Source organism: Streptomyces sp. NPDC093064 (assembly GCF_044754605.1).
Classification (GTDB): Bacteria; Actinomycetota; Actinomycetes; order Streptomycetales; family Streptomycetaceae; genus Streptomyces.
The window spans coordinates 1-24,405 of sequence record NZ_JBIVPK010000062.1; the positions used below are offsets into that span (position 1 = coordinate 1).

Consider the following 24,405-nt stretch of genomic DNA (forward strand, 5'->3'; position numbering starts at 1 on the left):
GCGACAACGCGGCTGGGGGTCCCCCCTGCTCGAAGAGCTTGGGGGAGCCGTGCCGGGCGTCGCGAGCCGGTGAACCTTTCCGGTCGCAGCACTAGACGCGGGGCAGGGACTCGACGCCGATGCCGCCCTCGATGGCGAGGATGCGGTGCAGCCGGGTGGCCACCAGCAGGCGCTGCATCTGCGGCGGCACGTCACGCAGCACCAGCCGCCGGCCGCACCGGCCCGCCCGCCGGTGGACACCCATGATCACACCGAGTCCGGTGGCGTCCCAGGAGTCGAGCTCGGACAGGTTGAGCACCAGGTCGCCGACACCGTCGTCGACGGCCGAGTGCAGGACCGTACGGGCGTCCGCCGCGCTGCGGACGTCGAGGCGGCCCCCGACGACCAGCTCGGCGTGGTCGCCCCTGATGTGCATATGCGCTCCCCGTGAATGCTGTGGCGTACTCCGTGACGGTGGCTGTGCAACCTCTGACTGCCTCCGCGGCGGTCTGGTTGCTGCTTGTAAGCGAACCGATACCGAATTCACCCCGGAGGGTGACCCCCGTGGCCCTTGTGCGGTCTCAGTGCTTGTAGAAGCCCTGCCCGCTCTTGCGCCCGATGTCACCGGCGTCAACCATCCGGCGCATCAGCTCCGGCGGCGCGAACTTCTCGTCCTGGGTCTCGGTGTAGATGTTGCCGGTGGCGTGCAGCAGGATGTCGACGCCGGTCAGGTCCGCGGTGGCGAGCGGTCCCATGGCGTGACCGAAGCCGAGCTTGCAGGCGAGGTCGATGTCCTCGGCGGTGGCGACGCCCGACTCGTAGAGCTTGGTCGCCTCGACGACGAGCGCCGAGATGAGCCGGGTGGTCACGAAGCCGGCCACGTCCCGGTTGACCACGATGCAGGTCTTGCCCACGGACTCGGCGAACTCCCGTGCCCGGGCGAGGGTTTCGTCGCTGGTCTTGTAACCGCGGACCAGCTCGACGAGCTGCATCATCGGCACCGGCGAGAAGAAGTGCACGCCGACGACCCGCTCCGGGCACTCCGTCACGGCCGCGATCTTGGTGATCGGGATGGCGGAGGTGTTGGAGGCGAGCACGGTGTCCTCGCGGACGAGCTTGTCGAGGGTGCGGAAGATCTCGTGCTTGACCTCGAGCTTCTCGAAGACGGCCTCGACCACGAGGTCGGCGTCCGCGGCCGCGTCCAGGTCGGTGGTGGCGGTGATGCGGGCGAGGGCGGCGTCGGCGTCGTGCGCCTCCAGCCTGCCCTTGGCTACGAACTTGTCGTACGAGGCCTTGATGCCGTCCGTGCCGCGCCTCAGTGCCTCGTCGGTGACGTCCCGCAGGACGACGTCCCAGCCCGCCTGCGCGGCGACCTGGGCGATGCCGGACCCCATGAGACCGGCCCCGATGACGGCGAGCTTCCGTGACACTGACGACTCCCCTTCGAAACGACTGCATGACGACTGCGCGAGCGCTTGACGCTTACCCGCTGCTTACGCATGGCTCCTGTGCGGACATTAGCGCTCACGCGGGGCCTTGAGGCCCGTAAGTAATGCGTGTCACTGTCTCAGGGCGTGAGACGCCCGTCACGTCCGGTGCGGGGGACTCGGCCACGAAATCCTCGCGCCTCGGGCCGGGTTGGCGCCACCGCGAAATCGCCGCATGGCGCCCGTCGCGGGAACGTCTAGATTGGGCTCATGGTCAACCTCACACGCATCTACACCCGGACCGGGGACAAGGGCACCACCACCCTCGGCGACATGAGCAGGGTCGCCAAGACCGACCTGCGGATCTCGGCGTACGCCGACGCCAACGAGGCGAACGCGGTGCTCGGCACGGCGATCGCGCTGGGCGGGCTCGGCGAGGACGTCGTCGAGGTCCTCACCCGGGTGCAGAACGACCTGTTCGACGTGGGCGCGGACCTGTGCACGCCGGTGGTGGAGAACCCGGAGTTCCCGCCGCTGCGGGTCGAGCAGTTCTACGTCGACCGGCTGGAGGCGGACTGCGACCGCTTCAACGCCGAACTGGACAAGCTCCGCTCCTTCATCCTCCCCGGCGGGACGCCGGGCGCGGCCCTGCTCCACCAGGCGTGCACGGTGGTCCGCCGGGCCGAGCGCTCGACCTGGACCGCCCTGGAGGCGCATGGCGAGACGATGAACCCGCTCACCGCGACCTATCTCAACCGGCTGTCGGACCTGCTGTTCATCCTGGCGCGCACGGCCAACAAGGCCACCGGGGACGTGCTGTGGGTGCCGGGCGGCGAACGCTGAGCGCTCCTTCCCACCGAGGCATCCCTCGCCCGTTCACCGTCCGGCCGGTGTGCGCTCCTCGTCCGGGCGGGGCGACCCGGCCGGAGCCTTCTTGGGGAAGAGCAGGTACGACAGCGCGATCAGCCCGTGGATCCCGGCGATGCGCAGCGTCGCTCCCTGCCAGGACCTGAGCGGCTCGGCGGCGGACGGGTCGCCGACGTACAGGATCGCCGCCTGGAGCAGGGCGAGGGAGACGCACGACGCGACGAGGGTGCGCAGCCAGAGGCCGCCCTCGTGGCGCGCCCGGGCCAGTCCGTGACGGGGCGGCTTCTCGGGGCGCGGGCCGCCGGCCAGGCGGTGGGCCGCGTGGGCGTCGAGCCGGCGGACGGTGTAGTGGCCGTAGCCGACGGTGAAGCCGATGTACAGGGCGGCCAGTCCGTGCTCCCAGCCGGGCTCCGCGCCGTTCCTCAGATCGACGGCGGTGACCGCGAACAGGACCAGTTCCAGCACCGGCTCGCACAGCAGCAGGGCCATGCCGGTGCGGCGCCACCGCAGGAGGTAGCGGGCGGTCAGGCCCAGCGCCAGCAGTACCCAGAAGCCCACCTCGCAGGCGATGATCAGCGCGACGATCACGATTGCTCCTCTCGGTTCCTCCTCCAGGCTCGCAGCGGACCACGTCCGGTGCGTCGTCGGCGGTGACGAACCGCGCGTGCATCCTTCGATGTACGCGCGGACCCTCCCGGAGCATCAAGCGGCGGAGCGCTTCCCCGTGTTGGATGGACGCATGGCCCGAGGACCGCGCCCGCACCGCCACGACGTGTACATCGCCGTGGGCGGGCTGCTCGGCGGGCTGGTGCTGATCGGCATCGGGATGCACACCCGCACCCGACACGCCCCGGCCTCCGTCCTGGACCAGGACTGGGCGGTCGCCGTCCCGCTGCTGGTGATGGCGGGGTGCGAGCTGCTGCGCCGCACCCGGCCGGGGCCCGCCCTGCTCGTCGGCACCGCGGCGGTCGTCGCGGACCTCCCGACGCGGGGCAGCCTGGCCACCGTGGTGATGTTCACCGATCTGGTCTACGCGGGGGTGCTGTACGGCCCGCCCGCCTTCGCCCGCCGCCTTCCCTGGATCACCGGTCTGCTCACGGTGATCGGCACGATCGTGCCGCTCGTGGTCTGGCGCACGCCGCAGGCACTGCTCCTTGGCGTGGGCGTCGCCCTGGTCAGCCTGGTGCCGGCGGCCACCGGCTGGGTGGTGCGCAACCACCGTGACACGGCCGTCGCCGAGCGGCTGCGGGCCGAACAGACCGCACTGCTCGCGGACATGGACCGCACGCAGGCGGTTGTCGCCGAACGCGCTCGGGTGGCACGGGAGTTGCACGACATGATCGCCAACCACATGTCCGCCATCGCCATCCACTCCACGGCCGCGCTGTCCCTGGACGACCCGGAGACCTCGCGGCAGGCGCTCACCGTGATCCGGGAGAACAGCGTCGAGGGACTGGCGGAGATGCGGCGGCTGATCGGCATCCTGCGCGACAGCGGGGACGAGCACGCCCCGGCCGCCGCGCCGACCCTGGACGGTCTCGAGGCGCTGGCCGAGGCGGCCCGCGGCAACGGTCTCGAGGTCACGCTCGACGCCCGGCACGGCGAGGTGCCGACGCCGGTGGAGCTGGCGGCGTACCGGATCGTGCAGGAGTCGCTGACCAACGCCCTCAAACACGCGGCTCCGGGCCGCGTCACCGTCGCCCTGGCCCGGCGCGACGGTGCGCTCGAGGTGGCGGTGACCAGCCCCTACGGGCATCGGGGCGGACCGCGCGCCCCGGGCTCCGGTGCCGGTCTGGTCGGGATGCGGGAGCGGGCCGCGCTGCTCGGTGGCGCGTTCGCGGCCGGTCCCGAGGGCGCCGTCTGGACCGTCCGTGCCACCCTGCCCCTGGGTGATGGCGAAGGAGATCCCGCATGATCCGTGTCCTCGTCGCCGAGGACCAGTCCGCCGTCCGCGCCGGGCTGGTCCTGATCCTGCGCAGCGCGCCCGGCATCGAAGTGGCCGGCGAGGCGGCGGACGGCGAGCAGGCGGTGGCGCTGGCCCGCGAGCTGCGCCCGGACGTGGTGCTGATGGACATCCAGATGCCGCGGCTGGACGGGGTGTCGGCGACCCGGCTGGTGGTCGCGGAGCAGTTGGCGGACGTCCTCGTGCTGACCACCTTCGACCTCGACGAGTACGTCTTCGGGGCGCTGCGCGCGGGAGCGGCCGGGTTCCTGCTCAAGAACGCCGAGGCGCGGGAACTGGTGGAGGCGGTGCGCACGGTGGCGCGCGGGGAAGGGATCGTCGCGCCCGCCGTCACACGGCGTCTGATCGCCGAGTTCGCCGCCGGACCGGTACGGGAGGCGAAGGCGGCTCCGGCCGCGCTGGGCACCCTCACCCCCCGGGAGCGCGAGGTGCTGTCGTGTCTGGGTGAGGGGCTGTCCAACGCCGGGATCGCGGTCCGCCTGGACCTCGCGGAGGGCACCGTGAAGACGCACGTCAGCCGCCTGCTGGGCAAGCTTGAGCTGCGCAGCCGGGTCCAAGCAGCGGTGCTGGCACAGGAGTTGGGGATCTGAGGAGCAACGGGACAACTGGTCCAGACCTATTGACCCGTGGTCCAGACCTTTCTATTCTCGCGGCACCGGTGGGCGTGATGGCTCAGTCACGCCCCCGACCACAACCCCCACCGCCGAAGGGGTGGCCATAGCGCCCCGCCGGCGACATCACAAGAGGAGGCGCGGTATGCGCTTCAGACACAGAGCCGCGGCCGGGTTCGCGACCCTGCTGCTCCCGCTGGCCGGCCTTGTCGGCCTCGCGGGCTCCGCTCAGGCCGCGGCATCGGCCACCGCCACCTACGCCAAGACCCAGGACTGGGGCTCCGGCTTCGAGGGCAAGTGGACGGTGACCAACTCCGGCACCACGAGCATCAGTTCGTGGACGATCGAGTGGGACTTCCCCTCCGGCACGTCCGTCACCTCCGCCTGGGACGCGGACGTGACCAGCTCCGGCACCCACTGGACCGCCAAGAACAAGTCCTACAACGGCACCCTCGCCCCGGGCGCCTCCGTCTCCTTCGGCTTCAACGGCGCCGGCGCCGGCTCCCCCAGCAACTGCAAGCTCAATGGCGGCAGTTGTGACGGCGGCAGCACGGTGCCCGGTGACAACCCGCCCTCCGCGCCGGGCACCCCGACCGCCTCGAACATCACCGACACCTCGGTGAAGCTCACCTGGGGCGCGGCCACCGACGACAAGGGCGTCAAGAACTACGACGTCCTGCGCGACGGCAGGACGGTCGCGACCGTGACGACGACCTCGTACACGGACACCGGTCTGACCGCCGGCACCGACTACTCCTACAGCGTCCAGGCCCGTGACACCGCCAACCAGACCGGCCCGGTCAGCGGCTCCGTCGCCGTGCGCACCACCGGCGGCGGTGGCGGCACTCCCCCGCCCGGCAACAAGGTCCGGCTCGGCTACTTCACCGAGTGGGGCATCTACGGACGCAACTACAACGTCAAGAACATCGTGACGTCCGGCTCCGCCTCGAAGATCACGCACATCAACTACGCCTTCGGCAACGTCACCGGCGGCAAGTGCGCGATCGGCGACTCCTACGCCGACTACGACAAGGCGTTCACCGCGGACCAGTCGGTCAGCGGCGTCGCCGACACCTGGGACCAGCCGCTGCGCGGCAACTTCAACCAGCTGCGCCAGCTGAAGACCAAGTACCCGAACATCAAGGTGCTGTGGTCCTTCGGCGGCTGGACCTGGTCCGGCGGCTTCGCGGACGCGGCCAAGAACCCGACGGCCTTCGCCCAGTCCTGCTACGACCTGGTGAAGGACTCCCGCTGGGCCGATGTGTTCGACGGCATCGACATCGACTGGGAGTACCCGAATGCCTGCGGCCTGACCTGTGACACCAGCGGGCCGGCGGCCATCAAGAACGTGGCGGCCGCGCTGCGGGCCAAGTTCGGCAACGGCGCCCTGGTCACGGCGGCGGTCTCCGCCGACGGCACCTCCGGCGGCAAGGTCGACGCCGCCGACTACGGCGGCGCCGCGCAGTACCTCGACTGGTACAACGTGATGACGTACGACTTCTTCGGCGCCTGGGACGCGAAGGGCCCCACCGCCCCGCACTCCCCGCTCACCTCGTACAACGGCATCCCGCAGGCCGGCTTCACCACGGCCGACGCGATCGCCAAGTACAAGGCCAAGGGCGTACCCGCGAGCAAGCTGCTCGTCGGCATCGGCCTGTACGGCCGCGGCTGGACCGGCGTCACCCAGGACGCCCCGGGCGGCACGGCCACGGGCCCGGCGACCGGTACCTACGAGCAGGGCATCGAGGACTACAAGGTGCTCAAGACGTCCTGCCCGGCCACCGGCACCGTCGGGGGCACGGCCTACGCCAAGTGCGGCAGCAACTGGTGGTCCTACGACACCCCGGCCACCATCGGCACCAAGATGTCCTGGGCGAAGACCCAGGGCCTGGGCGGCGCCTTCTTCTGGGAGTTCAGCGGTGACACCAGCAACGGCGAACTGGTGAACGCCATCAACAGCGGTCTGTCGTAAGGGCCCACCGGCCCCGAGACCAGGAGAGCTCCCCCGGACCACGTCCGGGGGAGCTCTCCTGTCGTACTACGCCATCGGGTGAATGCGGATACCCAACGAGCGAATGCGGCTACGCCACATTCACTCGTTGTCCGGGCGGCGCCGCCTCCAGCCAGGCGAGGAAGCCGGTCAGCGCGTCCTCGCTCATCGCGAGTTCCAATCGCGTACCGCGGTGCAGGCAGGTGAGGACGATCGCGTCGGAGAGCAGCGCGAGTTCTTCCTCGCCCTCGGGCAGACGGCGGCCGGCCACCTCGATGGACGCCCGCTCCAGGGTGCGGCGCGGACGGAGCGCGTAGGAGAAGACACGGAACCACTCGACGCGGTCGCCGTTGTAGCGGGCGACTCCGTAGCTCCAGCCCTTGCCGCTGGTGTCGGTCTTCTCCGGTACGTCCCAGCGCAGACTGCAGTCGAAGGTGCCGCCGGAGCGCTGGATGAGCCTGCGTCGCAGGCCGAAGACGAACAGTCCCACCACCACGAGCAAGACCACCAGCCCGCACACAGTCAGAGCGAGGACCATCGACACCGACCTCCTCGTCTCCTAGGTAATGGAACGGAAAAAACGCCCACATTCACCTCAGCCGCGGCCGGTACCGGATTGCTCCGGTACCGGCCGCGGCTGAGTGACGTCATCACACGGCTGGCTGGGTTCAGCTGGCCGTCGCCGCGCGCAGTCGGACCTCCGCGCGGCGCTCGGCATGAGCGTCGCCCTCCGCCTTCGCGCGTTCGAGCTCTCGCTCGGTGCGCTGGACATCGATCTCGTCCGAGAGTTCGGCGATCTCCGCCAGCAGCGACAGCTTGTTGTCCGCGAACGAGATGAAACCGCCGTGCACAGCGGCGACGACCGTCCCACCTTCACTCGTACGGATGGTCACCGGGCCCGACTCCAGCACACCGAGCAGCGGCTGGTGACCGGGCATGACGCCGATGTCGCCGGACGTGGTGCGCGCGACGACCAGGGTGGCCTCGCCGGACCAGACCTGGCGGTCGGCGGCGACCAGCTCGACGTGCAGCTCAGCAGCCAAGGTTGGCTCCTCGGGTCACCACCCGGCGGTAGTGCCGGGTGTTGGGGTCAATTCTAAGGGGCGTGGACGAGGGGGCGGGACGCACCCGCCCCCTCAGGTGAGCTCGATGCTCAGGAGACGCCCAGCTCCTTCGCGTTCTTCTTCAGGTCCTCGATACCACCGCACATGAAGAACGCCTGCTCGGGGAAGTGGTCGTACTCGCCGTCGCAGATCGCGTTGAACGCCGCGATCGACTCCTCCAGCGGCACGTCCGAGCCGTCCACACCGGTGAACTGCTTGGCGACGTGGGTGTTCTGGGACAGGAAGCGCTCCACGCGACGGGCACGGTGGACGACGAGCTTGTCCTCCTCGCCGAGCTCGTCGATACCGAGGATCGCGATGATGTCCTGCAGGTCCTTGTACTTCTGCAGGATGTTCTTCACGCGCATGGCCGCGTTGTAGTGGTCCGCCGCGATGTAGCGGGGGTCCAGGATCCGGGACGTGGAGTCCAGCGGGTCCACGGCCGGGTAGATGCCCTTCTCCGAGATCGGACGGGACAGAACCGTCGTCGCGTCGAGGTGGGCGAAGGTGGTGGCCGGGGCCGGGTCGGTCAGGTCGTCCGCGGGGACGTAGATCGCCTGCATCGAGGTGATCGAGTGACCGCGGGTCGAGGTGATGCGCTCCTGGAGGAGACCCATCTCGTCGGCCAGGTTCGGCTGGTAACCCACCGCGGACGGCATACGGCCGAGCAGCGTGGAGACCTCGGAACCGGCCTGCGTGAAGCGGAAGATGTTGTCGATGAAGAACAGCACGTCCTGCTTCTGGACGTCGCGGAAGTACTCGGCCATGGTCAGGCCGGCCAGCGCGACGCGCAGACGGGTGCCCGGGGGCTCGTCCATCTGACCGAAGACCAGCGCGGTCTTGTCGATGACGCCCGACTCGCTCATCTCGTCGATGAGGTCGTTGCCCTCACGGGTGCGCTCGCCGACACCGGCGAACACGGAGACACCGTCGTGGTTGTTGGCGACGCGGTAGATCATCTCCTGGATGAGCACCGTCTTGCCGACGCCGGCGCCGCCGAACAGACCGATCTTGCCGCCCTTGACGTACGGGGTCAGCAGGTCGATGACCTTGACGCCGGTCTCGAACATCTCGGTCTTCGACTCGAGCTCGTCGAAGTTCGGCGCCTTGCGGTGGATCGCCCAGCGCTCGCCGTCGTACTCGGCGTCGACGTTCAGCACCTCACCGAGGGTGTTGAACACCTTGCCCTTGGTGAAGTCGCCGACCGGGACCGAGATCGCCGAGCCGGTGTCCGTCACCGGGGACTGGCGGACCAGGCCGTCGGTGGGCTGCATGGAGATCGTGCGGACGATGCCGTCACCGAGGTGCTGGGCGACCTCGAGCGTCAGCGTCTTCTTCTCGCCCGCGTTCGCCGGGTCGGCGACCTCGACGTGAAGGGCGTTGTTAATGTCCGGCATCGCGTCGACGGGGAACTCCACGTCGACGACCGGGCCGATGACCCGCGCGACGCGGCCCGCCGCCGTGGCCGTCTCAACAGTGGTGGTCATTACTTGTCACTCCCCGCGGTCGCGTCGGCCAGGGCGCTCGCGCCACCGACGATCTCGCTGATTTCCTGGGTGATTTCGGCCTGGCGGGCCGCGTTGGCAAGACGCGCGAGCGTGTCGATCAGCTCGCCCGCGTTGTCGGTGGCCGACTTCATCGCACGCCGCGTGGCGGCGTGCTTCGAAGCGGCCGACTGGAGCAGCGCGTTGTAGATACGGCTCTCCACGTAGCGCGGCAGCAGCGCGTCGAGTACGTCCTCCGCCGAAGGCTCGAAGTCGTACAGCGGAAGGATCTCGTCCTTCGGCGCGGCCTCTGCCGAGACCTCGTCGAGGCTCAGCGGCAGCAGCCGGGCGTCGATCGCCGTCTGCGTCATCATCGAGACGAACTCCGTGTAGACGATGTGGAGTTCGTCCACGCCGCCGTCCTCGGTGCCCTTCTCGATGGCCTCGATCAGCGGAGCCGCCACCGTCTTGGCGTCCGCGTACGAGGGCTCGTCGGTGAAGCCGGTCCACGACTCCGTGATCGTGCGCTCACGGAAGTTGTAGTGGGCCACACCACGCCGGCCGACGATGTAGGCGTCGACCTGCTTGCCCTCGCCCTCGAGGCGCGCGGTCAGCTGCTCCGCCGCCTTGATGGCGTTGGAGTTGAAGGCGCCGGCCAGACCGCGGTCGCTCGTCAGGAGCAGTACCGCGGCGCGGGTCGGGTTCTCCGCCTCCGTGGTCAGCGGGTGCTTGGTGTTGGACCCGGTTCCGACCGCCGTGACCGCGCGGGTCAGTTCCTGCGCGTACGGCGTGGAGGCCGACACCTTGCGCATCGCCTTGACGACGCGCGAGGCGGCGATCATCTCCATCGCCTTGGTGATCTTCTTGGTCGCGGTGACGGATCGGATGCGACGCTTGTAGACCCGGAGCTGGGCTCCCATGAGTCAGGTCCCTTCCTTACGTCACTTGGCGGCAGCGGCCGGGGTGTCCTCGCCGAGCAGCTTTCCGTCGCCCGTCTCGAACTGCTTCTTGAACTCGACGATCGCCTCGGCGACGGCCTGCAGCGTGTCGTCGGACATCTTGCCGCCCTCCTTGATGGAGGTCATGAGGCCCTGCTCCTTGCGGTGCAGGTACTCCAGGAGCTCCTTCTCGAAGCGGCGGATGTCGGCGACCGGCACCTCGTCCATCTTGCCGGTGGTACCGGCCCAGACGGAGACGACCTGGTCCTCGGTGGCCATCGGCTGGTACTGGTCCTGCTTCAGCAGCTCGACCATGCGCTGACCGCGATCCAGCTGGGACTTCGAGGCGGCGTCCAGGTCGGAACCGAAGGCGGCGAACGCCTCCAGCTCACGGAACTGGGCCAGGTCCACGCGCAGACGGCCGGAGACCTGCTTCATCGCCTTGTGCTGCGCGGAACCACCGACTCGGGAGACGGAGATACCGACGTTCAGCGCGGGGCGCTGACCGGCGTTGAACAGGTCCGACTCCAGGAAGCACTGGCCGTCGGTGATGGAGATGACGTTGGTCGGGATGAACGCCGAGACGTCGTTGGCCTTGGTCTCGACGATCGGCAGACCGGTCATCGAGCCCTTGCCCATGTCGTCGGACAGCTTCGCGCAGCGCTCCAGCAGACGGGAGTGCAGGTAGAAGACGTCGCCCGGGTAGGCCTCACGGCCCGGCGGACGGCGCAGCAGCAGCGACACGGCGCGGTAGGCGTCGGCCTGCTTCGACAGGTCGTCGAAGATGATCAGGACGTGCTTGCCCTGGTACATCCAGTGCTGGCCGATGGCGGAACCGGTGTACGGCGCCAGGTACTTGAAGCCGGCCGGGTCGGACGCCGGGGCGGCCACGATGGTCGTGTACTCCAGCGCGCCGTTCTCCTCCAGCGAGCGCCGGACCGACGCGATGGTGGAGCCCTTCTGGCCGATGGCGACGTAGATGCAGCGGACCTGCTTGTTCGGGTCGCCGGTGCGCCAGTTGTCGCGCTGGTTGATGATCGTGTCGACGGCCAGGGCGGTCTTGCCGGTCTGGCGGTCGCCGATGATCAGCTGACGCTGGCCACGGCCGATCGGGGTCATGGCGTCGACGGCCTTGTAGCCCGTCTCCATCGGCTCGTGCACCGACTTGCGCTGCATGACCGTGGGGGCCTGCAGTTCGAGGGCGCGGCGGCCCTCGGTCTCGATCTCGCCGAGGCCGTCGATCGGGTTGCCGAGCGGGTCCACCACGCGGCCGAGGTAGCCCTCGCCCACGGCCACGGACAGGACCTCACCGGTGCGCTGCACCGGCTGGCCCTCCTCGATGCCGCTGAACTCACCGAGGACGATGGCACCGATCTCGCGCTCCTCGAGGTTGAGGGCGAGGCCGAGGGTGCCGTCCTCGAACTTCAGCAGCTCGTTGGCCATGGCCGAGGGAAGGCCCTCGACCTTCGCGATGCCGTCGCCGGCAAGGGTGACCGTACCGACCTCCTCGCGCGAGGCCGCGTCCGGCTTGTACGACTGGACGAAGTTCTCCAGCGCGTCCCGGATCTCCTCCGGCCGGATCGTGAGCTCCGCCATCTGGGTTCCCTGCTCTCCTTGTTGGGCCCGAAGTTTCACTTGGGGGGTATTCCACGAGTTCGGGACTCCCCCCAATAAGAGGTGAATCCTCTGCACGGCCCAACCAGGGCCGTCGTGTACGTCTTGCGTGTTGAGTTGCTGCTAGCTCGCCATGCGGCGGGCGGCGTCTTCGAGCCGGTCCGCGAGGGAGCCGTTGATGACCTCGTCGCCGACCTGCACCCGCATCCCGCCGACGACGTCGGGGTCCACGTCGAGGTTGAGGTGCATCTGACGGCCGTAGAGCTTGGCGAGGGCCGCGCCGAGGCGCTGCTTCTGCGTGTCGCTCAGCGGGACCGCCGAGGTGACGACGGCGACCATGCGGTTGCGACGGTCGGCGGCGAGCTTGGTCAGGGACTCCAGTCCCGCTTCCAGGCTACGTCCCCGCGGCGCGGTCACAAGGCGCGTCACCAGACGCTCGGTGGTCGCGGCCGCACGGCCGCCGAGCAGCCGGCGCAGCAGCTCCTTCTTGGCCGAGACGGTCGCGGCGCGGTCGGTCAGGGCCGCGCGCAGCCCGGTGTTCGAGGAGACGATCCGGCCGAAGCGGAACAGCTCGTCCTCGACGTTGTCGAGCGTGCCGGCCCGCTGCGCCGCGGTGAGGTCGGCGACGTCCGCCAGCTCCTCCAGCGTGTCGACCAGGTCGCGGGGCTGCGACCAGCGGGAACGCACCATGCCGGACACCAGGTCGACGGCCGTGCCGCCGATCTGCCCGCCGAGCAGGCGCTGCACCAGCGTGGCCTTGGCCTCACCGGACTGCGCCGGGTCGGTCAGGACCCGACGCAGGCCCACCTCGCGGTGGAGCAGCGCGGTGACGGCGGCCAGCTCGTCGGCAAGCCGGCCGGCGTCCACCGAGGTGGAGTCCGTCAGCGCGTCCAGACGCTCACGTGCGGCGGTCAGTGCCTCACGGCTGGCTCCGTGCATGGTCATCGAGTCGCCTCGGCCTTCTCCTCGAGCTCGTCGAGGAAGCGGTCGATCACACGGCTCTGCCGGGCGTGGTCCTCGAGGGACTCGCCGACGAGCTTGCCGGCCAGCTCGGTGGCCAGCGTGCCGACGTCCTGCCGGAGCGCGGACGCGGCGGCCTTGCGGTCGGCCTCGATCTGGGTGTGGCCGGCGGCGACGATCTCCTCGCGCTGACGCTGGCCCTCGGCCCGCATCTCCGCGATGAGCGTGGCGCCCTGCTCCTGTGCCTCCTGGCGCAGGCGCGCGGCCTCGTGCCGGGCCTCGGCGAGCTGAGCCTTGTACTGCTCAAGAACGCTCTGGGCCTCGGTCTGCGCGGCCTCGGCCTTCTCGATACCGCCCTCGATGGCCTCGCGGCGCTCCTCCAGAACCTTGTTGATGTTCGGGAGGAGCTTCTTCGCGAGGAAACCGAAGACGATGACGAAGGCGAGCAGGCCGATGACGAGCTCGGGGATCGGCGGGAAGAGAGGGTTCTCCTTCTCGGCCGCCAGAATGAGCAGCTGGCTCATGTCGTTGCCTTTCGTCTAGGGGCTTTCGCTGGTCGGCGAATCAGACGCCGTAGACGAACGGCATGACCAGACCGATCAGCGCCAGCGCCTCACAGAAGGCGAAGCCGAGGATCTGGTTGGCGCGGATCAGGCCGGCGGCCTCGGGCTGGCGGGCCAGGGCCTGGGTGCCGTTACCGAAGATGATGCCGACGCCGACGCCGGGGCCGATGGCAGCGAGGCCGTAACCGATGGAGCCGAGCGAGCCGGAAACAGCGGCAAGGGTCTGGGACATGCCAGTTCTTCCTTTTCTTTACGGACCGGTGGGGGTTGGCCACCGGACGATCAGGGGGTTGCTCTGCGGGGTGCTCAGTGGTGCTCGGCGAGCGCGCCCTGGATGTACGTGCACGTGAGGAGGACGAAGACGTACGCCTGCAGTGCCTGGATGAAGAGCTCGAAGGCCGTCATCACGATCGTCATGATGAAGCTGACGCCCGCGTAGGCGATGCCGATGCCGTTGAGCAGGTACCAGCTGGCGATCGTGAAGAGCAGCAGCAGCGTGTGGCCCGCGAACATGTTCGCGAAGAGCCGGACCGCGTGGGTGAAGGGCCGGACCAGCAGGTTCGAGAAGAACTCGATGAGCATGGCCAGCGGGAGCACCGGGCCCAGCGACTTGTCGTAGCCCGTCACGTTCTTGAAGAAGCCCACGAAGCCGTGGCGCTTGAAGGTCAGCGAGACCCACAGCACGTAGACGATCAGGGCCAGCACGATCGGGTACGCGATGATCGCGGTGACCGGGAACTGGGCGATCGGGACGATCGACCAGAGGTTCATCATCCAGATGAAGAAGAACAGGGAGACGACGAGCGGAACGTACTTCTCGCCTTCCTTCTTGCCGATCGTCTCGTAGACGACCCCGCGCCGGATGAAGTCGTAGCCCGTCTCGGCGACCATCTGGAGCTTGCCCGGCACGACCTTCGGCTTGCGGAAGGCAGCCCAGAAGAAACCGACGACGATGATGGAGCCAAGCAGCGCCAGCAGCATCGTCTTGTTGAAGTACAGGTTGCTGTCCGCGTTGCCCCAGAGGGGCTCGAACAGGAACGAGTGCAGGCCCGGAGCGGGGAAGCCACAGCCGGCGAAGATGTGGCAGTCGGTCTCGAAGGCGAGCACCTGCGTCGGGTCAGCACTCACCGCGGGCTCCTTCAGCGTGGCGCATAGGTACGGCAACCTCGTTGTGTCGGCGCGGCGTGCGGCCGCGGTTCGGCACGGGACTGGTGTTACGGATGTGGGGGCGGCAGTGGGGCATCTCGCCTCGCGATCGAACAGGCGTCAGCTGTGATGCCCGCGCCCGCGATGCCGCAGTTGGCACCGGACGATAGCAGGATCTCTCAAGCGTCTTTATCCCGGCCCTACCGCTCACGACGAGCGCTCCGTCTTTTCGGACTTCTCGCCCGCCGTGGACGGGGCCGAGTCGGGCTCGACGTAGAGGATCTTGGACTTCATGTGGGCCCGCGTCTGCGCCGCGGTCCACGCCAGCGTGGCGGCGAGCAGGGTGAAGGCGAAAGCCTTGGGGTTGAACAGCGTGGTGTGCTTGAACGCGGCCAGGAAGACGAACAGCAGCAGGATCTGGGCCGCGTAGAGCATCAGGCCCATCGCCTGGAAGAGATGCGGAAGCGACTTGGCCGTGCGCTGCAGGACGTAGAGGCCGAGCCCCATGAACAGGATCACGACCAGGGTCGCGACGACCGCGCCGATCGCCCCTTTGCCACCGGCGACCACACCGCTGACGACGGCGGCGACCACACCGACGGCGGCTGTGGGCACAGCGGCCTCGGCCAGGATCCGGGCGTCATTGGACGGCATCGCGGCAACTCCGCATTCACAGGGGGCAGGGCGTCGTCATGGGACGAGCGTAGTCCCGGTGCCGAGGGAGGAAACCTCGGCCCCACCAGGACCTTCTCACTGTGGCCCTTCGGCTCTCCGGGATACTCGTGAACGGTATCACAAACTATTTGATGAGGTCTTTACCTCCCTCGTGTGCTGACCCTCACACGTGAGAGTACAGCTGCACTTCTGTGCAAAATCCAGACCTATTCGCCCGATATTGGAGGGATTTAGCACCCCACGGGTTGGCAACGCTTTAGTCAGATTCTTACCTTGGCCGTCAGCGCGACGTTCCGGCCTTCCGCCCGTCCAGAACGCGCGAACGGGCTCCGACGGCGGTCGCTCCGTTGACACCGGCCGAGCCGGCACGGACCCGCACGCCCGCGGCCACGGGCGCCTCCTCCGGCACAGGGCTCTCCGCGGTCGCGGAAGCCCCCACGGACGCCCCCTGCGGCGCGGATTCCGTGGACGACGCGGACGGCGCCGCCGTGGAGGCCTCCGGGGACATGACCCGGCCTCGGCGCCGGTAGCGCGGCGGCACGAACTGCTCGGCCCAGCGCGGGGCGCGGGGGGTGAAGCGCGGCAGCAGGAGCAGCACCAGGCCGATGAAGCTGAGGACCACGATGCCCAGCACGATCCACATGGACGCCGACTTGACCGAGTAGGCGAGCGCGCCGAAGCCGATCAGGGCCGCCCAGAAGTACATGATCAGCACGGCCCGGCTGTGCGAGTGGCCGATCTCCAGCAGGCGGTGGTGCAGATGGCCGCGGTCGGCGGCGAACGGCGACTTGCCGTGCCAGGTACGCCGCACGATGGCCAGGATCAGGTCGGCGGCCGGGATGGCGATGATCGTCAGCGGCATCAGCAGCGGGATGTAGACCGGCACCATCTGGTGCACCGCGTTGCGCTCGGAACCGGAGAACAGCTTCATCACGTCCGGGTCGACCTGCCCGGTCACCGAGATCGCGCCGGCCGCCAGCACCAGGCCGATGAGCATGGACCCCGAGTCGCCCATGAAGATCCGCGCGGGATGCATGTTGTGCGGCAGGAAGCCCAGGCACATGCCCATGAGGACGGCCGCGAAGAGGGTCGCGGGGGCGGCGGCCTCGATGCCGTACGAGTACCAGATCCGGTAGGCGTACATGAAGAACGCGGCGGCCGCGATGCACACCATGCCGGAGGCCAGACCGTCGAGGCCGTCGACGAAGTTGACCGCGTTGATGGTGATGACGACCAGGGCGACCGTGAGCAGGGTGCCCTGCCACTGGGTGAGCGCGACCGTGCCGACGCCGGGCACGGGCAGCCACAGGATCGTCAGACCCTGCATCACCATCACACCGGCCGCGATCATCTGGCCGCCCAGCTTGATCAGGGCGTCGATCTCGAACTTGTCGTCCAGGACGCCGATCAGCCAGATCAGGGCGGCGCCGGAAAGCAGCGCGCGCGGCTCGTTCGACTTCTCGAAGACCTCGTTGAGGTTGGTGAGGTGGTCGGCGACGAGCAGGCCCGCGCACAGGCCGAAGAACATCGCGATACCGCCGAGCCGGGGAGTGGGCTCACGGTGCACGTCACGTGCCCGGATCTCCGGCATCGCTCCTGCGACGATCGCGAACTTACGTACCGGCCCTGTCAGCAGATACGTCACCGCGGCCGTGATGCAGAGCGTCAGCAGGTATTCACGCACGGGCTTCCCCACAGGTCTCGCTGGCCTTCTCAGCCCCACACCCTAGCGACGCAGGCATATGTATGTGGACTTCCGGGTAGCGACGATGGTTGCACGTGTGGCTGTGTACGGTTTTGTACGACCGTTCTGCTACCCCGTCTCAGCCGTGGTACGGCGGAAACCGGCCAGTGAGTTCGCGCACATCCTCACGCGCGCTCGCCCCGTCGACCTCGCCGCGCAGCACTTTGCCGAACAGGACGGCTATCCACTCCATCTCCTGCTGGCCCATGCCCTGGCTGGTCACCGCGGCGGTGCCAAGCCGCAGCCCGCGGCCGTCGGCGTGCGGCAGCGCGCAGCAGTCGAGGACGATACCGGCGGCGGCCAGCCGTCCGCGCGCGGTGCGCCCCTCGACGCCGAGCGGGGCCGGGTCGGCGGTGATCAGGTGGGTGTCCGTGCCGCCGGTGGTGACGGTCAGGCCCTCCGCGGCCAGCCGGGCCGCGAGCACCCGCGCGTTGGCGACGACCTGGTGGGCGTAGGCGGAGAAGGCCGGGGTCGCGGCCTCGCCGAACGCCACGGCCTTGGCGGCGATGGTGTGCATCTGGGCGCCGCCCTGGGTGAAGGGGAAGACGGCGCGGTCGACGCGCTCGGCCAGCTCGCCGCCGCACAGGAGCATCCCGCCGCGCGGCCCGCGCAGCACCTTGTGGGTGGTGGCGCACACCACGTCGGCGTACGGGACGGGGTTGGGCGCCGCCCTGCCGGCGACGAGTCCGATGGGGTGGGCCGCGTCGGCGATCAGATAGGCGCCGACCTCGTCGGCGACCGAGCGGAAGAAGGCGTAGTCGATGTGGCGCGGGTAGGCGATGGAGCCGCACACGATCGCCTTGGGCCGGTGCGCGTGGGCGAGCGTGCGCACCTGCTGGTGGTCGATGAGTCCGGTCTCGGCGTCGACGCCGTAGCCGACGAAGTCGAACCAGCGGCCGGAGAAGTTCGCGGGCGAGCCGTGCGTGAGGTGGCCGCCGTAGGGCAGGCCGAGGGCGAGGACGGTGTCGCCGGGCCGCAGCAGCGCCGCGTACGCGGCGAGCACCGCGGACGAGCCCGAGTGGGCCTGCACGTTGGCGTGTTCGGCACCGAACAGGGCCTTGGCCCGCGCCACGGCGAGGCGTTCGGCCGCGTCGACGATCTCGCAGCCGCCGTGGTGCCGGGCGCCCGGATAGCCCTCGGCGTACTTGTTCGCCAGCACCGAGCCGAGCGTGGCGAGTACCGCCGGCGAGGTGAAGTTCTCCGCCGCGATCAACTGGAGCGTCGTCGACTGCCGGTCCAGCTCCCCGAGCAGGACGTCGGCCAGTTCGGGGTCCTGCCGGCGCAGGAGATCGGCCTCGAGAACGGGGATGACCGACATGTCGGGCTCCGGGCGGTCGACGTTGACGTACGTCCAATGTAGGCCCACCAACCCCACCCCGCGCGGCCCCTTACGCCGACACGGCGACCCGTCACGGGCCTCTCTGCTCACACCCGCGCAACGCCGCCGGCCGGGCCCGCGAAACCACGACGAGCGGCGAGCGCCCCTCTCCCCCGTCCACGCACCCCGGACGGCGGGCCTCGGAGCCCGCGCCGAGCGCCGGGGTCACCCACAGGCCGACACGCCCCTCCAGGGGCCTCCAGCCGGGGCGTACCGGTCCAGGAAGCCTCCGGCCGGGCCCCCGGAGCCAGGCACGAGCTTGCGAGCCGCCAGACGCCCGACAGGCACGCGCCGAGGCCGATCATCGAAGCAGCCCACGCACGACCCGCACCAAGCACCGACCGGAGCAGGCCGACCGGACCCGTGCACGACACAAGCAGGGGGCCCTGGCCCGGGCCTCCCGGCCCGCCAGACACCCCGCGGACACGCGTCAAGGCCATCACCGACGCGCCCGCACCATGCCCACCGGCCAGAGCAGGCCGCCCGGACCCGACGCGCCCCGTGCACGGCCCCGCAGGGCACTCCGGACCAGGGCTCGGGCCCTTCAACGTCAGGCGACCTCACAGGCACACACCATGGCCGTCACCGACGCGACCCACGGCGCACCCGCACGCACCCCGCACCACGCCACCGACCTACGCCGGCAGTTGTGCCCGCGTCGGAGCGTGGCGCCCGTCGGCAGGTGCTGGGGGGTCGGTGGCCGACCCCGGGGCGGATCCCCGTCGGCTGCGGAGCCCGGCGGGCGTCAAGCGCGGGCCGGGACTCCCGTCAGGGCCGTTACCACCGGGTCCAGGGCCTGGTGTATCTCGTCGCCGACCGAGCGGAAGAACGTCAAGGGGGCGCCGTAGGGGTCGTAGACCTCGTCGGCCTCGGCGGTCGGAGCCAGGAGCCACCCGCGTAGAGCGGCGGCGGCACGGACCAGGGCGCGGGCGCGTTCGACCACGCCGTCCTCCAGGGGAGGCAGCGTGGCCGGGTCTATCGCCTTCACCAGGCGGGTGAACTCCTTGAGGGTGAAGGTGCGCAGGCCGGCCGAGTGGCCCATGGAGATGACCTGGGCACGGTGGTCCAGGGTCGCGGTGAGCACCAGGTCGGCGCAGATCACATGCTCGTCCAGCAGCTCCCGGCCGGTGAAGCCGGAGGCGTCCGCGCCGAAGTCGGCCAGCACGGTCTCCGCGTTGGCCTCCATCGGCGCGCCCTCGTGGCCCCAGGTGCCCGCGCTCTCCACGATCAGCCCGCCGCCCCGCGAATCCCCGAGCCGGTCCGCCACGAAGTGCCGGGTCAGCCGCTCGGTGATGGGCGAACGGCACACGTTGCCGGTGCTGACGTGCAGGATGCGGAAGGTGTCGCCTATGCCACGCCCCGCGTCAGGGGCCGTCAATTCGCCACCTCGAGGTCGGGTACCACCTTGCGCAGCTCCTCCGGCGACAGGGCACCCTCGCGCAGCAGCACGGGCACCTTGCGGGTGACGTCGACGATGGAGGACGGGACGTTGCCGGGGGTCGGGCCGCCGTCCAGGTAGACCGAGACGGAGTCGCCGAGCATGTCCTGCGCGGCGCCGCAGTCCTCCGGCGCGGGGTGGCCGGTCAGGTTCGCCGACGACACGGCCATCGGGCCGACCTCCGTGAGCAGTTCGATGGCGACCGGGTGCAGCGGCATCCGCACCGCGACCGTGCCCCGGGTGTCCCCGAGGTCCCACTGGAGGGACGGCTGGTGCCGCGCGACCAGCGTCAGCGCGCCCGGCCAGAAGGCGTCCACGAGTTCCCAGGCCATCTCGGAGAAGTCCGTGACCAGTCCGTGCAGCGTGTTCGGGGAGCCGATGAGGACAGGGGTGGGCATGTTGCGGCCCCGGCCCTTGGCGGCGAGCAGGTCGGCCACGCCCTCGGAGGAGAACGCGTCGGCGCCGATGCCGTAGACCGTGTCGGTGGGCAGCACCACGAGTTCGCCGCGACGGACGGCGGACGCCGCCTCGCGCAGACCCGTCACGCGGTCGGTGGCGTCGTTGGTGTCGTATCGCCGTGCCATTGTCAGCGGGCCTCCTCGTACACGTACTGCTGGATAGAAGTCCTGATGGGGGTCACGGCAGCGCCTTGCGGGCGGTGGCGAACCGCGGCCGGTTGTTGAGGTCGGGGTGGTCGGCGGCGTCGGCCCAGCCCCGCTCCTCGGTGAAGATCCACGGCACCTGTCCGCCCTGGGTGTCGGCGTGCTCGACGACGACGACTCCGCCGGGCCGCAGCAGCCGGTGCGCGGTGCGCTCGATGCCGCGGATCAGGTCGAGGCCGTCCTCCCCGGAGAACAACGCCAGCTCCGGGTCGTAGTCGCGGGCCTCGGGGGCGACGTACTCCCATTCGGTGAGCGGGATGTACGGCGGGTTGGAGATGACGAGGTCGACCTGGCCGTCGAGATCCGGGAAGGCCGTCAGGGCGTCGCCCTGGCGCAGGTCGACCCTGGACCCCTCCATGTTCTTGCTGGTCCACTTCAGGGCGTTCTCGCTCAGCTCCACGGCGTGCACGCGCGAGCGCGGCACCTCCTGGGCGAGGGCGAGCGCGATGGCCCCCGAGCCGGTGCACAGGTCGACGATGCACGGCTCGACGACATCCATGGCCCGTACGGCGTCTATGGCCCAGCCGACCACGGACTCGGTCTCCGGCCGGGGCACGAACACCCCTGGCCCGACCTGGAGTTCCAGATACCGGAAGTAGGCCCGCCCGGTGATGTGCTGGAGCGGCTCGCGCTGCTCGCGCCGGGCGATGACCTCCCAGTAGCGGGCGTCGAAGTCGGCGTCCTTCACGGTGTGCAGCTGGCCCCGCTTGACGCCGTGCACGAACGCGGCGAGTTCCTCCGCGTCGGTGCGCGGCGAGTCCACGCCCGCGTCGGCCAGCCGCTGGGTGGCCTGCGCCACCTCAGCGAGCAGCACGCTGCGGGGACTCGGGGGTCGCCCCCCGGATTCTTGCTGCACGCTGGTCCTCCGTTGGTGCTCGTACGTGCGCACGTCCCGCGTGCGTACGTGTCTTACGCGGCCGCGAGCTTGGCGGCCGAGTCCGCGTCGACGCAGGCCTGGATCACCGCGTCCAGCTCGCCGTCCAGGACCTGGTCCAGGTTGTACGCCTTGAAGCCGACCCGGTGGTCCGAGATGCGGTTCTCCGGGAAGTTGTAGGTGCGGATCTTCTCGGAACGGTCGACGGTGCGGACCTGGCTGCGGCGGGCGTCGGCCGCTTCCCGCTCCGCCTCCTCCTGCGCCATGGCGAGCAGCCTGGAGCGCAGGATACGCAGCGCCTGCTCCTTGTTCTGCAGCTGGCTCTTCTCGTTCTGGCAGGAGGCGACGACTCCGGTGGGCAGGTGCGTGATGCGCACGGCGGAGTCGGTGGTGTTGACGGACTGGCCGCCGGGCCCGGAGGACCGGTAGACGTCGATGCGGAGGTCGTTGGGGTTGATCTCCACGTCCACCTCCTCGGCCTCGGGGGTGACCAGCACACCGGCCGCGGAGGTGTGGATACGGCCCTGGGACTCGGTGGCCGGCACCCGCTGCACGCGGTGCACCCCGCCCTCGTACTTCAGCCGGGCCCACACGCCCTGGCCGGGCTCGGTCTGCCCGCGGGTCTTCACCGCGACCTGGACGTCCTTGTAGCCGCCCAGCTCGGACTCGGTGGCGTCGATGATCTCGGTCTTCCAGCCGACCCGCTCGGCGTACCGCAGGTACATGCGCAGCAGGTCGCCGGCGAACAGGGCCGACTCGTCGCCGCCCGCGCCCGCCTTGATCTCGAGGATGACGTCCTTGTCGTCGCTGGGGTCGCGCGGGATGAGCAGGAGGCGCAGCTTCTCGGTCAACTCCTCGCGCTGCCGCTCCAGCTCCTTGACCTCGGCCGCGAAGTCGGGGTCGTACGCGGCGAGTTCGCGCGCGGTGTCGATGTCGTCGCCGGTCTGCTTCCAGGAGCGGTACGCGGCGATGATCGGGGTGAGCTCGGCGTAGCGCTTGTTGAGCTTGCGCGCGTTGGCCTGGTCGGCGTGGACCGACGGGTCGGCGAGCTTCTTCTCCAGATCGGCGTGCTCGGCGACGAGTTCCTCGACGGCCTCGAACATCTTTCGGCTCCTGTACTGCCTGTACTACTGGGGTGGGGGAAGGCGGGCGACCAAAAACGCCGGTCCCGGCGCACCCCGCGGTGGGGGCACGACCGTGGACCGGCGAAAAGGGGCTCGCTACTTCTTGGAGCCGGCGGCAGCCTTGCCGAAGCGGGCCTCGAAGCGGGCCACACGGCCACCGGTGTCGAGGATCTTCTGCTTGCCCGTGTAGAACGGGTGGCACTCGGAGCAGACCTCGGCCCGGATGCTGCCGGACTCGATGGTGCTGCGGGTGGTGAACGACGCGCCGCAGGTGCAGCTGACCTGCGTCTCGACGTACGCGGGGTGGATGTCGCGCTTCAAGGTGTCTCCTAGAGTTCCGGGAGGGCGCCGGGTCGCAGCCGCGGGATGCGGAGCGTGAACCGGAGCCGACGTACCAGTCTGCCAGGACTGGGGCCATCCACCCAAACCGGGGGGTGGGGTCGGGTATTCCCTGCGGGTCGTCCGCGGGGCGGGGGTGGGTTTCCCGCGGGGCGGGGGTGGGTGGGTTTCCCGCGCCCCTAGGAGGTGCTCACCACTCCGCCGGCCTTGCCGGTGGCCGTGCCTTCCGTGGCCGTCTTCGGGATGGGGCGGTCGTTCCTCAGGGCCTTCCAGATCTGCTGGGCCTTGGCCTTCTCCACGAGGACGCGGTTCGGGTTGGCCGGGTCGTACCGCACCGGCATCGTGACCATGGTCATGTGGGAGGAGCTGATGCCCTTCAGGCCGTCGGCGAAGGCGATCAGGGCGTTCACCGAGCCGAGGTCGGAGTCGGCGGTGACGGTCTTGGTCGCGGTGTCGGCGAGGTCGTAGAGCTTCTTGGGGTTGGTGAGCACGCCGATGTGCTTGACCTGGTCGGCCAGGGCCTTGACGAAGGCCTGCTGGAGCTGGATGCGGCCGAGGTCGGAGCCGTCGCCGACCCCGTGCCGGGTGCGGACCAGGCCGAGGGCCTGCTGTCCGTCGAGGGTGTGCGTGCCGGCCTTGAGGTCGAGGTGGCTCCGCGGGTCGTCGATGTTCCTCGTCGTGGTGACCGGGACTCCGCCGAGTTCGTCGACGAGCTTCCGGAAGCCGCTGAAGTCGACCTCCAGGTAGTGGTCCATGCGCAGGCCGGTCATCGACTCGACGGTCTTCACCGCGCAGGCGGCGCCGCCGGTGGAGTACGACTCGTTGAACATCGCGTCGTGCGCCGCGGCGTGCGTTCCGCCCTTGCCGTCGGTGCACTCGGGGCGGTCGACGAGGGTGTCGCGCGGTATGGAGACGACACTGGCCTTCTTGTGACCCTCGTAGACGTGCACGATCATCGCCGTGTCGGAGCGGGCACTGCCGTCGTCGGTGCCGCCGCCGAGCTTCTTGTTGCCGCCGGCGCGGCTGTCGGAGCCGAGGACCAGGACGTTCTCGGAGCCGTTGTCGGCCTTGGTGGGCCGGTCGCCGCCGAGGGCCTGGTTGATGTCGATCGTCCTGAGGTTGCCGTTGAGCTTGAAGTAGAGGAAGCCGGCCCCCGCTCCGCCGAGCACGACGATCCCCGCGGCGGTCCAGGCCATGGCCGTCAGAGCCCTGCGCCGCCCGGTGGGGGGCTTGCGACGGCGGCCCTTGGCACGGCGGCGGGGCCCGGTGTCGCCGGACTCCCCTGGTATGCCCGGTCCTCGCGTGCTGTCGGCAGGCATGCGCTCCTCGGTTCTCGTGTCTACGGTCGGTTGCCCCCTGCGGTCGGGGTCGGGCCCCGGTCTGCTCTCGGTCGATTGACCCGTACCGCACTATCGTCGCTCGTACGGTCAGACGGGGGAACTCGGGAAAGGGTTGCACAACGCTGTGTGTCCACCACATGCGGACATAGGCACCATGCGGGGCTGTGTACCGCTTGGTAACCCGAC

At 69.8% G+C, this 24,405-nt stretch carries 25 protein-coding genes; 4 read left to right on the plus strand and 21 right to left on the minus strand.

Going from position 1 to position 24,405, the window contains the following annotated elements; all coding sequences use genetic code 11:
• Nucleotides 1-91 precede the first annotated feature (91 nt).
• On the minus strand, nucleotides 92-415 hold the full coding sequence (locus tag ACIQFZ_RS38165; protein ID WP_141358314.1) for an STAS domain-containing protein: 324 nt from the start codon (nucleotides 413-415) through the stop codon (nucleotides 92-94).
• Nucleotides 416-560: 145 nt separating this feature from the next.
• Entirely contained in the window at nucleotides 561-1,409 is an 849-nt protein-coding gene (locus ACIQFZ_RS38170; protein ID WP_383059407.1) for a 3-hydroxyacyl-CoA dehydrogenase family protein, read from the minus strand.
• A gap of 267 nt (nucleotides 1,410-1,676) precedes the next feature.
• Here ACIQFZ_RS38170 and ACIQFZ_RS38175 point away from each other — a divergent pair, with 267 nt between their 5' ends.
• Nucleotides 1,677-2,249, plus strand: a complete 573-nt coding sequence (locus ACIQFZ_RS38175; protein WP_365433644.1) for a cob(I)yrinic acid a,c-diamide adenosyltransferase — start codon at nucleotides 1,677-1,679, stop codon at nucleotides 2,247-2,249.
• Nucleotides 2,250-2,282: 33 nt separating this feature from the next.
• Here the strand turns inward: ACIQFZ_RS38175 and ACIQFZ_RS38180 are convergent, their stop codons facing one another.
• Entirely contained in the window at nucleotides 2,283-2,861 is a 579-nt protein-coding gene (locus tag ACIQFZ_RS38180) for a hypothetical protein (protein ID WP_402693397.1), read from the minus strand.
• Nucleotides 2,862-3,012: 151 nt separating this feature from the next.
• Here ACIQFZ_RS38180 and ACIQFZ_RS38185 point away from each other — a divergent pair, with 151 nt between their 5' ends.
• The 3 genes from ACIQFZ_RS38185 (at nucleotide 3,013) to ACIQFZ_RS38195 (ending at nucleotide 6,819) form a co-directional block, all read left to right on the plus strand.
• Nucleotides 3,013-4,188, plus strand: a complete 1,176-nt coding sequence (locus tag ACIQFZ_RS38185; protein ID WP_383059405.1) for a sensor histidine kinase — start codon at nucleotides 3,013-3,015, stop codon at nucleotides 4,186-4,188.
• On the plus strand, nucleotides 4,185-4,826 hold the full coding sequence (locus ACIQFZ_RS38190; RefSeq protein ID WP_402693398.1) for a response regulator: 642 nt from the start codon (nucleotides 4,185-4,187) through the stop codon (nucleotides 4,824-4,826). Before ACIQFZ_RS38185 ends, ACIQFZ_RS38190 begins: the two co-directional genes overlap by 4 nt.
• A gap of 166 nt (nucleotides 4,827-4,992) precedes the next feature.
• Entirely contained in the window at nucleotides 4,993-6,819 is a 1,827-nt protein-coding gene (locus ACIQFZ_RS38195; RefSeq protein ID WP_402693399.1) for a glycosyl hydrolase family 18 protein, read from the plus strand.
• A 109-nt stretch (nucleotides 6,820-6,928) separates the two neighbouring features.
• Here ACIQFZ_RS38195 and ACIQFZ_RS38200 read toward each other — a convergent pair whose 3' ends face one another.
• The 18 genes from ACIQFZ_RS38200 to ACIQFZ_RS38285 all read right to left on the minus strand — a co-directional run bounded on the left by ACIQFZ_RS38200 (nucleotide 6,929) and on the right by ACIQFZ_RS38285 (nucleotide 24,198).
• The gene (locus tag ACIQFZ_RS38200; protein WP_361417383.1) at nucleotides 6,929-7,375 is read right to left on the minus strand and encodes a DUF2550 domain-containing protein; all 447 of its coding nucleotides are present in this window, start codon (nucleotides 7,373-7,375) and stop codon (nucleotides 6,929-6,931) included.
• Nucleotides 7,376-7,505: 130 nt separating this feature from the next.
• Nucleotides 7,506-7,880: a F0F1 ATP synthase subunit epsilon gene (locus ACIQFZ_RS38205; protein WP_361417380.1), complete on the minus strand. Its 375-nt coding sequence runs from the start codon at nucleotides 7,878-7,880 to the stop codon at nucleotides 7,506-7,508.
• A gap of 110 nt (nucleotides 7,881-7,990) precedes the next feature.
• The gene (atpD, locus tag ACIQFZ_RS38210) at nucleotides 7,991-9,427 is read right to left on the minus strand and encodes a F0F1 ATP synthase subunit beta (protein ID WP_365419232.1); all 1,437 of its coding nucleotides are present in this window, start codon (nucleotides 9,425-9,427) and stop codon (nucleotides 7,991-7,993) included.
• Nucleotides 9,427-10,344 carry a F0F1 ATP synthase subunit gamma gene (locus ACIQFZ_RS38215; RefSeq protein WP_383059398.1) on the minus strand — a complete coding sequence of 306 codons (918 nt, stop codon included), beginning with the start codon at nucleotides 10,342-10,344 and terminating at the stop codon, nucleotides 9,427-9,429. The genes atpD and ACIQFZ_RS38215 overlap by 1 nt, the downstream gene beginning before the upstream one ends.
• 21 nt (nucleotides 10,345-10,365) lie before the next feature.
• Complete coding sequence (gene atpA / locus ACIQFZ_RS38220; RefSeq protein WP_383059397.1) at nucleotides 10,366-11,958, minus strand: F0F1 ATP synthase subunit alpha; 1,593 nt, start codon at nucleotides 11,956-11,958, stop codon at nucleotides 10,366-10,368.
• Between the two features lie 141 nt (nucleotides 11,959-12,099).
• The gene (locus tag ACIQFZ_RS38225) at nucleotides 12,100-12,915 is read right to left on the minus strand and encodes a F0F1 ATP synthase subunit delta (RefSeq protein WP_365419236.1); all 816 of its coding nucleotides are present in this window, start codon (nucleotides 12,913-12,915) and stop codon (nucleotides 12,100-12,102) included.
• A 2-nt stretch (nucleotides 12,916-12,917) separates the two neighbouring features.
• Nucleotides 12,918-13,460, minus strand: coding sequence for a F0F1 ATP synthase subunit B (locus ACIQFZ_RS38230; RefSeq protein ID WP_365419222.1), 543 nt, complete (start codon nucleotides 13,458-13,460; stop codon nucleotides 12,918-12,920).
• Between the two features lie 40 nt (nucleotides 13,461-13,500).
• Entirely contained in the window at nucleotides 13,501-13,731 is a 231-nt protein-coding gene (atpE, locus tag ACIQFZ_RS38235; RefSeq protein ID WP_031039373.1) for an ATP synthase F0 subunit C, read from the minus strand.
• Nucleotides 13,732-13,805: 74 nt separating this feature from the next.
• Nucleotides 13,806-14,627: a F0F1 ATP synthase subunit A gene (atpB, locus tag ACIQFZ_RS38240; protein WP_365419219.1), complete on the minus strand. Its 822-nt coding sequence runs from the start codon at nucleotides 14,625-14,627 to the stop codon at nucleotides 13,806-13,808.
• A 225-nt stretch (nucleotides 14,628-14,852) separates the two neighbouring features.
• Complete coding sequence (locus ACIQFZ_RS38245) at nucleotides 14,853-15,299, minus strand: hypothetical protein (protein WP_141358340.1); 447 nt, start codon at nucleotides 15,297-15,299, stop codon at nucleotides 14,853-14,855.
• Between the two features lie 301 nt (nucleotides 15,300-15,600).
• Nucleotides 15,601-17,004, minus strand: a complete 1,404-nt coding sequence (locus ACIQFZ_RS38250; protein WP_402693400.1) for an MraY family glycosyltransferase — start codon at nucleotides 17,002-17,004, stop codon at nucleotides 15,601-15,603.
• A 139-nt stretch (nucleotides 17,005-17,143) separates the two neighbouring features.
• Nucleotides 17,144-18,382: a serine hydroxymethyltransferase gene (glyA, locus tag ACIQFZ_RS38255; RefSeq protein ID WP_376652155.1), complete on the minus strand. Its 1,239-nt coding sequence runs from the start codon at nucleotides 18,380-18,382 to the stop codon at nucleotides 17,144-17,146.
• An 805-nt stretch (nucleotides 18,383-19,187) separates the two neighbouring features.
• The gene (locus ACIQFZ_RS38260) at nucleotides 19,188-19,820 is read right to left on the minus strand and encodes a protein-tyrosine-phosphatase (RefSeq protein WP_361417356.1); all 633 of its coding nucleotides are present in this window, start codon (nucleotides 19,818-19,820) and stop codon (nucleotides 19,188-19,190) included.
• Nucleotides 19,817-20,464 (minus strand): L-threonylcarbamoyladenylate synthase, encoded by a 648-nt coding sequence (locus ACIQFZ_RS38265; RefSeq protein WP_361417353.1) that lies wholly within the window; start codon nucleotides 20,462-20,464, stop codon nucleotides 19,817-19,819. The genes ACIQFZ_RS38260 and ACIQFZ_RS38265 overlap by 4 nt, the downstream gene beginning before the upstream one ends.
• A gap of 52 nt (nucleotides 20,465-20,516) precedes the next feature.
• On the minus strand, nucleotides 20,517-21,356 hold the full coding sequence (gene prmC, locus ACIQFZ_RS38270; RefSeq protein WP_361417534.1) for a peptide chain release factor N(5)-glutamine methyltransferase: 840 nt from the start codon (nucleotides 21,354-21,356) through the stop codon (nucleotides 20,517-20,519).
• A gap of 95 nt (nucleotides 21,357-21,451) precedes the next feature.
• Entirely contained in the window at nucleotides 21,452-22,519 is a 1,068-nt protein-coding gene (gene prfA, locus ACIQFZ_RS38275) for a peptide chain release factor 1 (protein WP_402693401.1), read from the minus strand.
• Nucleotides 22,520-22,636: 117 nt separating this feature from the next.
• Nucleotides 22,637-22,861, minus strand: coding sequence for a 50S ribosomal protein L31 (rpmE, locus tag ACIQFZ_RS38280; protein WP_141358350.1), 225 nt, complete (start codon nucleotides 22,859-22,861; stop codon nucleotides 22,637-22,639).
• Nucleotides 22,862-23,058: 197 nt separating this feature from the next.
• Complete coding sequence (locus tag ACIQFZ_RS38285; RefSeq protein ID WP_402693402.1) at nucleotides 23,059-24,198, minus strand: LCP family protein; 1,140 nt, start codon at nucleotides 24,196-24,198, stop codon at nucleotides 23,059-23,061.
• Nucleotides 24,199-24,405: the final 207 nt, after the last annotated feature.